The organism is Acinetobacter sp. 148 (assembly GCF_031196675.1).
Lineage (GTDB): Bacteria > Pseudomonadota > Gammaproteobacteria > Pseudomonadales > Moraxellaceae > Acinetobacter > Acinetobacter baumannii.
This window is the reverse complement of record NZ_JAVIMT010000085.1, coordinates 61649-73854: the sequence shown is the minus strand read 5'-3', so window position 1 is coordinate 73854 and position 12206 is coordinate 61649. Positions and strand designations below refer to the sequence as shown.

The 12206-nt window shown below is 36.7% G+C and carries 13 protein-coding genes; 8 read left to right on the top strand and 5 right to left on the bottom strand.

Annotated elements, in window-relative coordinates; genetic code table 11:
• Nucleotides 1–163 precede the first annotated feature (163 nt).
• The gene (gene lpxB / locus RFX69_RS15715) at nt 164–1339 is read left to right on the top strand and encodes a lipid-A-disaccharide synthase (protein WP_024432278.1); all 1176 of its coding nucleotides are present in this window, start codon (nt 164–166) and stop codon (nt 1337–1339) included.
• Here lpxB and RFX69_RS15710 read toward each other — a convergent pair.
• A complete protein-coding gene (locus tag RFX69_RS15710; protein WP_000091623.1) occupies nt 1336–1983 on the bottom strand; it encodes a CerR family C-terminal domain-containing protein in 648 nt (215 codons plus the stop codon). The genes lpxB and RFX69_RS15710 overlap by 4 nt on opposite strands.
• A gap of 118 nt (nt 1984–2101) precedes the next feature.
• On the opposite strand from RFX69_RS15710, the gene RFX69_RS15705 reads away from it, so the two are divergent.
• From RFX69_RS15705 to RFX69_RS15690, 4 genes are read left to right on the top strand one after another with little or no spacing between them, the layout of a single operon-like run.
• A complete protein-coding gene (locus tag RFX69_RS15705) occupies nt 2102–3124 on the top strand; it encodes an HlyD family efflux transporter periplasmic adaptor subunit (RefSeq protein ID WP_289332457.1) in 1023 nt (340 codons plus the stop codon).
• Nucleotides 3117–4874, top strand: coding sequence for an ATP-binding cassette domain-containing protein (locus tag RFX69_RS15700; RefSeq protein WP_272247340.1), 1758 nt, complete (start codon nt 3117–3119; stop codon nt 4872–4874). Before RFX69_RS15705 ends, RFX69_RS15700 begins: the two co-directional genes overlap by 8 nt.
• 10 nt (nt 4875–4884) lie before the next feature.
• On the top strand, nt 4885–6009 hold the full coding sequence (locus RFX69_RS15695) for an ABC transporter permease (protein ID WP_032058404.1): 1125 nt from the start codon (nt 4885–4887) through the stop codon (nt 6007–6009).
• A gap of 4 nt (nt 6010–6013) precedes the next feature.
• Entirely contained in the window at nt 6014–7132 is a 1119-nt protein-coding gene (locus tag RFX69_RS15690; protein WP_289332458.1) for an ABC transporter permease, read from the top strand.
• A gap of 49 nt (nt 7133–7181) precedes the next feature.
• On the opposite strand, the gene RFX69_RS15685 is transcribed toward RFX69_RS15690, so the two are convergent.
• Entirely contained in the window at nt 7182–8051 is an 870-nt protein-coding gene (locus RFX69_RS15685; protein ID WP_000422836.1) for a DUF2797 domain-containing protein, read from the bottom strand.
• A 39-nt stretch (nt 8052–8090) separates the two neighbouring features.
• Here RFX69_RS15685 and RFX69_RS15680 point away from each other — a divergent pair, with 39 nt between their 5' ends.
• A complete protein-coding gene (locus tag RFX69_RS15680; protein ID WP_289332797.1) occupies nt 8091–8552 on the top strand; it encodes a DUF6231 family protein in 462 nt (153 codons plus the stop codon).
• Between the two features lie 99 nt (nt 8553–8651).
• A complete protein-coding gene (locus tag RFX69_RS15675) occupies nt 8652–9242 on the top strand; it encodes a YidB family protein (RefSeq protein ID WP_000183451.1) in 591 nt (196 codons plus the stop codon).
• A gap of 109 nt (nt 9243–9351) precedes the next feature.
• Here RFX69_RS15675 and RFX69_RS15670 read toward each other — a convergent pair whose 3' ends face one another.
• The 3 genes from RFX69_RS15670 to RFX69_RS15660 all read right to left on the bottom strand — a co-directional run bounded on the left by RFX69_RS15670 (nt 9352) and on the right by RFX69_RS15660 (nt 11414).
• Entirely contained in the window at nt 9352–10458 is a 1107-nt protein-coding gene (locus RFX69_RS15670) for a porin (protein ID WP_000734917.1), read from the bottom strand.
• Nucleotides 10459–10712: 254 nt separating this feature from the next.
• The gene (locus RFX69_RS15665) at nt 10713–11126 is read right to left on the bottom strand and encodes an HIT family protein (RefSeq protein ID WP_000312749.1); all 414 of its coding nucleotides are present in this window, start codon (nt 11124–11126) and stop codon (nt 10713–10715) included.
• Between the two features lie 18 nt (nt 11127–11144).
• Nucleotides 11145–11414: a YARHG domain-containing protein gene (locus RFX69_RS15660; protein WP_001037927.1), complete on the bottom strand. Its 270-nt coding sequence runs from the start codon at nt 11412–11414 to the stop codon at nt 11145–11147.
• Nucleotides 11415–11678: 264 nt separating this feature from the next.
• Between RFX69_RS15660 and RFX69_RS15655 the strand changes: the two genes are divergently transcribed.
• Nucleotides 11679–12104, top strand: a complete 426-nt coding sequence (locus tag RFX69_RS15655; RefSeq protein ID WP_000065217.1) for a GFA family protein — start codon at nt 11679–11681, stop codon at nt 12102–12104.
• Nucleotides 12105–12206 lie beyond the last annotated feature (102 nt).

The window sequence follows — 12206 nt, the reverse complement described above, 5'->3', positions numbered from 1 at the left end:
CAATTCAAATAACATTGTTAATTTAGATTAAAAGATAGTATATGAATGTAATTTTAGATAGTGATGTGCTAGGGCTAGGTTTAGCTGGGATTGATTAGGCAAGTTCAAGATTAATAAGTCTCTATGCTAGAATGCGTTATTTCAAATTCTTGGGTAAATCGCCTTGGCAAACCGAAAACTTAAAATAGGCATTGTAGTTGGAGAAGTTTCTGGAGATACGCTCGGCGTAAAACTCATGCGTAGTTTTCGCGAGCAGGGAATCGATGCTGAATTTGAGGGAATCGGTGGCCCTCAAATGATTGCGGAAGGTTTTAACAGTTATTACCCAATGGAAACTCTGTCTGTGATGGGCATTGTTGAGGTATTAAAAGACTTAAAAAAACTATTCGCCGTACGTGATGGCTTAATTAATCAATGGACTCAGCATCCAGTTGATATTTTTATTGGTATTGATGCACCAGACTTTAACCTCAGACTTTCGAAAAGTATCAAAGAAAAGAATCTTCCAATAAAAACAGTTCAATATGTGAGTCCATCAGTTTGGGCATGGCGCCAAGGGCGAGTACATGGCATCAAACAAAGTATAGATTTAGTACTTTGCTTATTTCCTTTTGAAAAAGTTTTTTATGAACAATATGAAGTTCCAGCGGCATTTGTAGGCCATCCATTAGCTAAACAATTAGCGCTTGAGAACCCTATTCAAATTGCTAAACAAGAATTGGGTATTGATGAAAATCAAAAACATATTGCTTTGTTGCCCGGTAGCCGCAAAGGTGAAGTAGAAAGGCTTCTTCCTATGCTATTGGGGGCAGCCAATATTTTGCATACAAAATATCCAGATATTCAATTTTTAATACCGGCAATTAATGATGCGCGCAAACAGCAGATTGAGCAGGGGGTTGAACAATTAGCACCGCAGTTAAAAGCAAAAATTCATATTTTAGAAAATACGGATAGCGAATCGAAAATTGGTCGTATGGTCATGAACGCGAGTGACATTATTGCCTTAGCGTCTGGAACGGCGACATTAGAAGCAATGCTCATGCATAGACCAATGGTCACTTTCTATAAACTCCATTGGCTAACTTATTTAATTGCTAAATTCTTGGTGAAAATACCTTATTACTCTTTGCCAAATATCATCGCGGGTAAAAAAGTAATTGAAGAGCTGATTCAGGCAGATGCAACACCTGAAAATTTAGCGGCTGAAATAGAAAAACTAATGAATGTAGAAACCGCTCAAATTCAAGTAATGCAACATTTAACTATGCATAAACAGCTTATTTCTGGAAATACAGAAGATCCGGTTCAAGCCATTTTGCAATGTTTGAATAGCTAATTTTTAAGATTTGATTGGCTAATTGCTTTTAATCCAGCTAATGAAAATTTTTTAAAGTGTTCAACTAAATCATGTAAGGGCATCTGAGCAATATTTTTAAGTGGCTCAGGTGCTTGAGCATTAGGTCCGGCAATAATAAGCATCATGCACGGGGTCATCACGCTTAAAATACAAGGTAAAACGGCCGGATCATTTTCATCTAAGTTCGCCACTTGGCTAATCAACTTTCGAATAAGAAAAAATTTTCTCATTCCAGTTAATTCAATAAAACTTAATAAATGCTCAGAAGGTGAAAACAGTTCGCGAATAAAAACTTTGCCATGCCAAACATCTTTTTCCGTCAACTTATGTAATAAAGTTTCAAGTAATAAACTCAATTTTTCTTCGGGAGAGTAAGTACTTTCAACAAGTTCTAGTAAGTATTGTTCATCTAGATAATGGGCATGAGCTTCCATTAACACTGCTTGATATAATCCATCTCGACCATCAAAGTGATAATTAATTGCTGCTAAATCGACATTTGCTACTTTGGCAATTGTTTTGTTTGCTGTTTTTGCAAAACCATATTGGGCGATTAAGGGGCCTGCTGCCTCAATAATTTTAGTCTTTGTTAAGTCACCATCACTTCGTCTAGATCTGGACATGTTTAAACCTAATTTTATTTCATCATAAAAGTATATCTTTTATTCAAAGATTAGGGTAATTTAAATTTAAATTGAATTTAAACTATGTAAATTTGAATTTAATAAGAAGGCCAAAAAGATGAATAAAAAAGTGATTGCCGGCATTTTAGTGGTTATAGCTGTAGTTGCCATCGGCTTTTGGGTATGGGGATATAATTATAAAAAACAATTAGATAATAATGTATTAACTTTATATGGAAATGTGGATATCCGCCAAGTTTCACTTGCATTTGAACAATCTGGCCGTATTCAGAAACTTTTAGTTCAAGAGGGCGATAAAGTTCAAGCAGGTCAAGTACTGGCGGCCCTTAATACCAATGCATTACAAATTCAGGCAAAGCAAGCTCAAGCACAACTTAAAGCTCAACAAGAGGCAATTGTTAAACAAGAGGTTGGAGCTCGCCCTGAAGAAATCACTCAAGCAAAAGCTCAACTTGCGTCTGCCCAAGCTGAGCTTGATAAAACCAATAAAAACTTGCAACGCTTACAAGTTTTGGTAAGCAGTACCGATGGTCGAGCAATTAGCCAACAAGAGTTCGATTATGCCAAAAGCAATCAACATAGTGCTGAAGCAGCGGTCCGTGAAAGACAAGCTAATTTAGAATTATTAATTAAAGGCGCACGAAAAGAAGATCGTGAAGCCACCAGAGCACAGTATGAAGTGACTAAGGCTAATTTAGATTTAATTAACTATAACCTTACTCAAGCAGAACTAAGGTCTCCTGTAAATGCAGTGGTACGAGCTCGGTTGCAAGAAGTTGGCGACATGACAACTGCTCAAAAGGCCGTTTATACATTAGCCTTGACCAATCCAAAATGGATTCGTGTGTATGTAAATGAACACGATTTAAGTTCAATTAAAATGGGAGGCACGGCCCAAGTCATTCGTGATGCTTATCCGAATCAGCCTATTAATGGAAAAATTGGCTATATATCTTCAGTGGCTGAGTTCACACCTAAAACAGTACAGACAGAAGAGATTAGAACAACACTTGTTTACGAAGTTCGTGTGTATGTAAATGATCCGAATGATCAATTAAAAATGGGTCAACCTGTGACAGTAAAAGTCCCACTTGCTTTAAGTGAGAAAGCCCATGATTGATAGTAAAGCAGTGGTTCAAGCCCATAATTTATTCATGACTTTTAAAGCCGAAAATAAAAATTCAGCAGATATTAGTGCAATTGTTGATTTGAATATGCAAATCAAAAAAGGAGAACTTACCGCTTTAGTCGGTCCAGATGGTGCGGGTAAAACAACTTTATTAAGGTTAATTGCAGGATTATATAAAGCGAGTTCAGGTTCTCTTCATGTGCTTGGGTTTGATATTGAAAAACATCCTCAAGTTGTCCAAGACCGTATTAGTTATATGCCACAACGTTTTGGACTCTATGAAGACTTAAGTGTACAAGAGAATCTAAATTTATATGCCGACTTACACGGCGTTCCAAAAAATGTACGTAACCAAAGATTTAAACGTTTATTGGAGATAACGGATCTTACTCAGTTTACTCAACGTCTAGCAGGGCAACTTTCTGGTGGAATGAAGCAAAAGCTAGGATTGGCATGTACTCTAGTTCGTTCCCCAGAGTTACTGTTGCTCGATGAACCTAGTGTTGGAGTAGACCCTTTATCACGACGGGATTTATGGATCATTATTGAACAACTTGTTCAGGAAGAAAATTTAAGTGTAATTATAAGTACCGCTTATATGGATGAAGCAGAAAAGTGCGCTTACGTGTATATCATGCACGAAGGCAAAATTTTAAGACAAGGTTCACCTGAGCAATTAAAAGCTTTAGTACATGAGCAAACATGGAAAATAAAACCTTCAGAGCAGATTAAGACTCGGATTGTACAAGCCCAGTTACTTGGAAATTCTGGAGAGATTATTGATGCAGTGCCAAGAGGAGAGCAAGTAAACTTTATTAGTCGCCAAAAAGAACTATCAACAGATATTTTACCTCTGGGGCTAGTGGCAAATAGGCGAACACCTGAACTCGAAGATGCTTTTATGATGTTGTTACAGCAAAATCAAAAACAACAAATCTCTATTTCTCAGCAGGCTTTTCGATTAGAACAAAACAATAATTCGCAATCAGACCAAGCGGTCATTGTAGTTAAAGATTTAGTGAGAACTTTTGGAGATTTTACTGCTGTTGCCAATACGTCATTTACTGTACAGCGTGGAGAGATCTTTGGGTTACTTGGGCCAAATGGAGCTGGTAAAACCACGACATTTCGCATGTTATGTGGGTTACTACCGGCAAGTAGCGGTTACCTAGAAGTTGCAGGTAAAAACTTACGGACGGCCCGTGCTGAAGCAAGAGCTAAAGTAGGCTACGTCTCTCAAAAATTTGCACTGTATAGCAATTTAACTGTGTTGGAAAACTTAAAGTTTTTTGGTGGAGCCTATGGTTTATCGGGCAAAAAACTAGATCAACAAATTGATAAAGCTTTACAGCAATATGATTTAAAGCCGCAAATTAAAAGTGGTGATTTACCTGGTGGTTATAAACAGCGCTTATCTATGGCGGCTGCATTATTACATGAACCAGAAATTTTATTTTTAGACGAACCTACGAGTGGAATAGACCCACTTGCACGGCGTTCATTTTGGTACAGCATTGGTAAACTCGCAAATCAAGGCATTACCATCATTATTACCACTCATTTTATGGAGGAAGCAGAATATTGTGACCGCATTGCTATACAAGATGCAGGAAAGTTACTAGCCCTAGGTTCTCCTCAACAGGTCCGCGAATTGGCAAGTAAAGATAAACATATTGTTGATATGAATGAGGCTTTTATTGCAATTGTGGAACAAGCACGTGCATTAAGGCATGCGGGTTAGGAGACCTACAATGAGCTTTGCATTTTGGAGTCGCTTGAAAGCCTTAGTTCGGAAAGAAACTAAACAGCTTCTTCGTGACAAAAGCAGTCTCGGAATTGGCCTAGTTTTGCCTGTTATCTTAATTTTACTGTTTGGTTATGGACTTTCTTTTGACTTGAACCAAGCACGAGTTGGTGTTGTAGTTGATCAGTCCTCGCCGCAGGTCAATCAGGTCTTAGCTGGCTTAAATGGATCGCGATATTTAACCAGTCTAGAATTTCATAATTTGCCTGAAGCAGAACAGGCCATTCGAAATGGCAAAATTGATGCGATTTTGCATTTGCCTTCCGATTTTGCAAATCAGGCCCAACAAGGTAACGCAAAGGTTCAATTGCTATTAAATGGTAGATCGACCACCATAGCAACTGCTTTAGAGGGGTATGTCGCGGGTGCTTTGGCTACCGCGCCATCAATACAAATTGATCGTAGCCCCATATTAGCATCTGCAAGCGCCGTTAAAATTGAACAAAGAATATGGTTTAACGAATCTGGTAACAGTACTTGGTTTTTAGTACCGGGTTTAATGGTACTCATTTTAACTTTAATTGGCGCCTTTTTAACGGGTCTGCTTATTGCCCGTGAAAGGGAACGGGGAACATTAGAAGCCTTATTTGTCACACCAGTACGGCCATTTGAAATTGTGTTGGCAAAACTCATTCCGTACGTTGTTGTCGGCATGATTGATATCGTTATTTGTATTGTTGCTGCACATTTTATTTTTGAAGTACCCATGCGCGGTTCATTATTCTCAATTTTATCTGCTTCATTTCTATATTTAATCGTTTCATTATTACTTGGTTTAACTATATCTGGCTTTGCCCAAAGTCAGTTTCAGGCGAGTCAAATTGCTTTGTTGGCAAGTTTTATGCCAGCACTGATGCTTTCCGGATTTGTTTTTGATACACGCAACTTGCCTTTGGTTGTGCAAATTATTAGCCAGTTACTTCCAGCGACGCATTTTATGGTTTTAATTAAAACTTTATTTATGGGAGGTGATGATTGGAGACTATGGTTTAAAGAGTGCAGTATTTTATTGGGATATATCGTTGTTTTGATATGTGCTGTGAACTTTTCACTGAAAAAACGGTTGAGATAAAGTTATGTGGCAGCAATTAATCACGTGGCTGAAACAATTAAGTTTTTTAGTCAAAAAAGAATTCTTAACCATTTTTAGTGATCCTGCAAATAGGGCTATTCTATTTGTACCCGCTCTGATGCAAGCACTTTTATTTGGCTATGCGGCTACTTATGACGTTAACCATGTAGATTATGCAATTTTAGATCAGAGCAACGGACAGATTTCACATGAGCTGATCTCGAAGCTCGATGGCTCTGGTATTTTTAAGCGTGTTGCAACACTGGAATATACCGAACAAATCAAACAGGTCATTGATAACCGTCAGGCATTACTCATAATTGCGATCCCTAATGATTTCGAGAGTAAATTAAACAATAACCAAAGCGCTCCTATACAGGTCATTGTTGATGGTAGAAATTCATCTACAGCTATGGTTGCAGGATCATATCTAAATAAAATTATTGGTCAGTTCAATCAGCAAAAGTTTAATTCAGCTTTACCGATTAGCCTTGAAACAAGAACATGGTACAACCCAAATCAGGAATCTCGTTGGAGCTTAATGCCTGCATTAATTGCAGCATTAAGTATGATGCAGACATTACTTTTATCTGCTTTATCGGTTGCGCGTGAACGTGAGCAGGGTACGTTTGATCAATTATTAGTGACACCTTATACGCCATTACAAATTATGATTGGTAAGGCTTTGCCGCCGATTTTTGTAGGTTTGATGCAATCGACCATTATTTTATTGATTATTTTGTTCTGGTTTAAAATTCCAATGAATGGCTCTATTGGACTGCTTTATTTTGGATTATTCAGCTTTAACGTGGCTGTAGTTGGTGTGGGCTTATCAATTTCAGCTTTATCATTAAATATGCAACAAGCCATGCTTTTTACATTTTTATTGATTATGCCTTTAATGTTACTTTCAGGCTTACTGACACCTGTAGAAAACATGCCAAAAGCATTACAAATAGCAACTTATGCAAATCCATTAAGATTTGGAATTAACTTGGTACAGCGGGTTTATTTGGAAGGTGCAAGCTTTGCACAAGTCAAATTGAATTTTTTACCAATGATTGTGCTGGGGATAGTAACATTACCTTTAGCAGCTTGGTTGTTTAGAAATAGATTATCTTAGTTATATTAATTAAAAAGCCCCATTTTTATGGGGCTTTTTTTAAATCGACTTATGCACGTACAATCAGCTCGTAACCTGTATATTTACGGATATTAATAACACCAATATCAAAAATTAAATATTGGCCCTTAATACCTTGCAATACTCCACGAATTTTTGGTGTTTTATCTAAGTTTAAAGACTTAATTTTTTCAGGATATTGTTCAACTGGGTAAACAAACTCACGTGGCAATTCATTTTCTAGTAATTCAACCGTTTCGTTAAATTCAAGGTTTTGACTAAATTCTTCACGAATAGTTTGAATTTTAGGGGCGAACTCTTCAATTAACTGATCACGTTGTTCTATCAAATTTAGAGGTTCAGCTTCGCCTTTGAGAAGTTTACGCCAATCTGTCTTATCCGCAATTAAGGAACCAAACATGGTTTCAAGCTGGCCAGATAAACGACGTGAACCAACTTTTAAAATAGGTAAGGCTTGAGTTGCCCCTTGATCTAACCAACGACCAGGCATATGGCTAACGCGAGTAATACCTACTTTTAAAGCACTTGAATTTGCCAAATACACAATATGAGGCTGGAAACATACGCTGTGGGCAAAATCATCTTCACGACATGTACCCAAATGGTAGTGGCATGTTTCAGGTTTCATAATGCAAAGGTCACATTCCGCTTTCGTTTTAAAGCATTTAAAGCAGTGGCCTTGCGAATAAGACTTTGGTGTTTTAGCACCACAAGAGGTGCAATAAATATTACCTGTCCATTCGATTTCTAGTTCTTGTCCTAAATTAAAAGGAAGATCAATTTCTGAACGGTCTAATACAAATTTGTATTCAACATTTGCCTTGGTTGTCTGTTGATCAGTTACACTAGCATCTTTTAGGCCTGCATGCATTTTATGGCAAATGCCTTGTAGTTCCATAAAGTTTAAACTCACATCTTTCAATTAAGGGTTGCAGTTATGGCTGAACAAAATGTCATCACTTCTATGCTAGACGATTTATCAAACGAACAGCCTATTCATACTGCACTTTGTATTGGCCAGAAAATTGACCAGAATAACGCAATTCAATGGCACTATTTTACCGTAACTGAGCTGTTAAGTCTGCCTTTTACTCAGCGTTATGATTTGGGTTTTGTATTGTTTGATACTGATGAAATGCAGGACATTAGTGATGTGCAGAAATCACAATTATTAGTAAAGCTAAGAGATTTATTAGCAAAACGAATTGTTGTCGTGAGCAAACGCAGTGATGAACTGCTTCTGCGTTCTTTAGGTTTTACCCAACTTATTGATAAGACTTCACATGATAGTGATTTTGCTTTATGGCAATTTAATATTTTGACCTATAAGCATGTACCAGACTGGTTTAATTCAAAATTTTGGGCAAATCCAGAAAATTGGAATAAATTCCGTTGGTAAAAGACCTTGCAATCTCTTTCAAAATTTAACAATTTGATTTTTGCTGTCTTAACAAAAAAACGCGTATGCTCATGTATAAACCATACATAAGAGTTACTCATGACAAATTTAAGCAACATTGTAGAAGTTTTGGCTAAGCAAGCTTTAGGTGGGAATCAGCAAGCGTCAGGTCAAGGTGGTTTAGGTGGAATTTTAGGTTCTGTACTAGGACAAATGGGGGGTAATACTTCATCTGGTGCCCAAGGTGGTCTTGGTGGAGTATTGGGTTCTGTATTGGGACAAGTCACTGGTAATAACAACACACCTCAAACTGGTGGTGGTGTACAAAGTTTATTAATTGCAGTGGTACCTTTAATCTTAGGTTGGGTTCAGCAACAAGGTGGTTTACAAGCTGCTCTTGAGAAATTAAAAGGTGCTGGCTTAGGTAGCCAAGTTCAAAGTTGGGTTGATCCAAACCAAAGTAATAGTGAAGTTCCGACCCAGCAATTACAAAGTCTGTTTAATCCAGCAGACATTGAACAAGTTGCTCAGCAAGCTCAAGCACCTAAAGAACAAGTTTATGGTGCAATCGCTTCTGTCTTACCTCAGGTCATTGATTCTTTAACACCTCAAGGTGAGAGTACAGATCATCAAGAAGCTAACCAAGATATTCAAAATGTGATGAATCTTGTAAGTGGTTTCTTAAAATAAAATATAAATTTTTTAAAAGCCGATATTTTTATATCGGCTTTTTTTGTTGGCATAACAAAATAAAAGGGCATAAGCCCTTTTATTTTAGATCTGAATCGAACATAACTGATTAGAAGTTATATTCAATACCAGTACCTACAACAGTTTGTTTGTCGTCGTCGTTCAACCAGTCACGTTTTTGTTGAGCAACGATACCGTAGAAGCGAGCTTGTTTATTGATTTGATAATCAAGACCTAAACCATACAAGTCAATTTTACGATCTGCCTGACCACTTACTTGTGTTTCAGCAGAAGCATATTCTGCTTTTACTTTAAGTTTAGTGTTAGGAATTTTATAAGCAGCAGTTACCGCGTATGCTTCTTCTTCTAAACCACGGTAAGCTTTACCAGCTTTATCGATTGAACCATCTGATTTATATGTTTGACCATATGCAGTCAAGTCATCAGTAGGTTCAGCATGTTGCCATAAAGCACCTACTACAAAACCAGATTTAGCAATGTCATAAGAACCAGTTACACGGTAAGCGTCTGTATAAACATCTTTCAAACCGTAAGCAGCATATTTACCTTTGATACCGAAGTCACCAGCAGCAGCGATTGCTAAACCTAAGTCTTTATTTTCATAACCTAGAGAAGTCGAAACTGAATCGAAGCTATCATTTTTGCTGTCTTTACCAGTTTCGCCTTTTTTACTATCAGAAGTGCTTTCACCAGTTTGAGCCATGATATTGAATGTCAAACCAGCTAATAATTTAGGGTCTAATTCAAAACCAACTACGTTATCTAAACGGTTTTCACCGTACATAATATTTGTAATATCTAAACGTGTGTCATCGTTAAAGATGTCTTGGTTGCTACCAGCAGAGGTTTTGAAGTAAGAGTCATATTTACCTACTTTTAACGTACCGACGCCTTCAGTTTTTAAACCAATAAAACGGTTACGGGCGCTAAGGTCAGTATCTGAACCAGAACCGTCAGTAGAAATTGCCCATTCAGCTAAATAAACAGCAGATAGCTTATCAGTCAACTTCTCTTCGCCTTTTACCCCAATACGAGAAGAGTTTGAGTTAACTTCGGTAACGTCACTTTTACCATCGAAATTTTTGTTGTCAACTTGGTTAATGGAAACGTTTAGTTTGCCGTACAAAGTTGGCGCTGCTTGCACCGCGTTTACGCTCAAAGTTGCAACTGCGGCAGCGAGAAGCAATTTCTTCATTGAGATTTCTCCAAAAGGTATTTTTAAATGGCGTATGCCTAGCTAACTTTTATTTTTTAGTTGGCTTATGTACAAAAAGTTACAGAAGCTCACCAACTTGCTAAGAAGTATCTGTAAACTTTGTGACAATGGAGTGAAGAAGAAATGACAGTTTTATGACAATTAAAAATTGGAAATACTTTATTTTCTTTTGATTTTATTACACTTTTTAAATAAAAAAAGCGGAGTTTAAACTCCGCTTTTATCTCTTAAAATCAAAGTGCTGCTTTAATTTTCTCAGCCAAAGCTTTGATTTTATCTTGGTCTCCTAATTGCGCCGCATGTTTGCCAAGTTGGTGAACATTTGTCGGAATTAGGTGAAAATGAACATGAGGGACAGTTTGTCCGGCAGCTGCTCCTGATAACTGCATGAGCACAATTCCATCCAAATTTAATGCAGTTTCCATTGCCTTAGCAATTTTTTGCACGATCTGGATGGTATAAGCTGCCGCTTCAGGAGGTAAATCAAGTAAAGTTACTGCAGGAGTTTTTGGAATAACTAATGCATGACCATCGGCTTGGGGCATAATATCCATAAAAGCTAGAACTTGATCATCTTCATAGAGTTTTATCGCTGGAAGTTCACCACGTAAAATTTTTGCGAAGATATTTTGATCATCATATGCCATGTATTATTCCTTTAAATACTATTTACACTTCAATTCTTTTTGACGTTCTTTAATTGCGTCTAGACGTTGCTGCTCTTTATCAGAGAATTTTGGCTTAGTCGTATGACAGTTTTCATTACCATATTTTTCTTTAGCATCTTGGTCTTTAAAACAAAAGCCTTTTGACGCATAAATCAAATTGTAATCATCTTGCAATTTTTGACATTCTTGCTCAGGTGTTGCAGCTTGAGCACTGAAACCGGCAAGGGTCACCATTCCAGCGAATACCGCAACCATTAATTTATTCATGAGCTTTTCCTCAGTTAAAGGTATGAACCTGTACTCAATATAAGGTTTATTCCCAATATTTCAATGACTATTAATTACTCAAGTGTTATTTAAAGTCACATTTCACCTTATAATATAAAAAAGCTTTATATATCAAGATCTTTTTTATAATCTTTTTTAAATCAAAAGATTAGATATATTTTATATTAAACAATTAAAATATATACTTAACCAATATTTAAAGTCATGATTAAAATTTTTATAGTAATGAAATAAGTACGTTATATGAGTAACATCGGTTCTTGTTTATGCCATAAAGTAAAATTCTCTGTACCTTGTGAAATCAAAACGGTTTATCACTGCCATTGCAGCTTATGCCGAAAACAAACTGGTACTGGAGCGAATGCCGCTACTTTAGTAAAAGAAAATCAGTTTAATTGGTTGATGGGTAAGGAATATGTGGCTACCTATAAAAAAGAAACTGGTTTTACTTCATCATTTTGTAATAGATGTGGCTCGCCTGTCCCTAATAAAATTAATGGTACAAACTATATGTGGATACCGTTGGGGCTTCTTGAACAACCGTTTAAACCAGATTTAAAACTTAATTTTTGTATAGAGTCAAAACATGATTGGGTTGTGTTAGGGGATGCTCATAAAAACTTTGCACATTTACCTGAGTTAGAAGAGTTCTTAAAATATTTTGAATAACACTATTTAACTTTTTATATATTTTAATAATTTTTAAGTATTCTTTACATAAAAGATGTGTGTTCACTGTTGAATATATCCGATATTTATTTGAGCATGAAA

Coding starts and splice junctions, on each gene's coding strand:
- RFX69_RS15710 (WP_000091623.1), bottom strand. CDS start 1,983: ATGTCCAGATCTAGACGAAGTGATGGTGACTTAACAAAGACTAAAATT.
- RFX69_RS15705 (WP_289332457.1), top strand. CDS start 2,102: ATGAATAAAAAAGTGATTGCCGGCATTTTAGTGGTTATAGCTGTAGTT.
- RFX69_RS15700 (WP_272247340.1), top strand. CDS start 3,117: ATGATTGATAGTAAAGCAGTGGTTCAAGCCCATAATTTATTCATGACT.
- RFX69_RS15695 (WP_032058404.1), top strand. CDS start 4,885: ATGAGCTTTGCATTTTGGAGTCGCTTGAAAGCCTTAGTTCGGAAAGAA.
- RFX69_RS15690 (WP_289332458.1), top strand. CDS start 6,014: ATGTGGCAGCAATTAATCACGTGGCTGAAACAATTAAGTTTTTTAGTC.
- RFX69_RS15685 (WP_000422836.1), bottom strand. CDS start 8,051: ATGGAACTACAAGGCATTTGCCATAAAATGCATGCAGGCCTAAAAGAT.
- RFX69_RS15680 (WP_289332797.1), top strand. CDS start 8,091: ATGGCTGAACAAAATGTCATCACTTCTATGCTAGACGATTTATCAAAC.
- RFX69_RS15675 (WP_000183451.1), top strand. CDS start 8,652: ATGACAAATTTAAGCAACATTGTAGAAGTTTTGGCTAAGCAAGCTTTA.
- RFX69_RS15670 (WP_000734917.1), bottom strand. CDS start 10,458: ATGAAGAAATTGCTTCTCGCTGCCGCAGTTGCAACTTTGAGCGTAAAC.
- RFX69_RS15665 (WP_000312749.1), bottom strand. CDS start 11,126: ATGGCATATGATGATCAAAATATCTTCGCAAAAATTTTACGTGGTGAA.
- RFX69_RS15660 (WP_001037927.1), bottom strand. CDS start 11,414: ATGAATAAATTAATGGTTGCGGTATTCGCTGGAATGGTGACCCTTGCC.
- RFX69_RS15655 (WP_000065217.1), top strand. CDS start 11,679: ATGAGTAACATCGGTTCTTGTTTATGCCATAAAGTAAAATTCTCTGTA.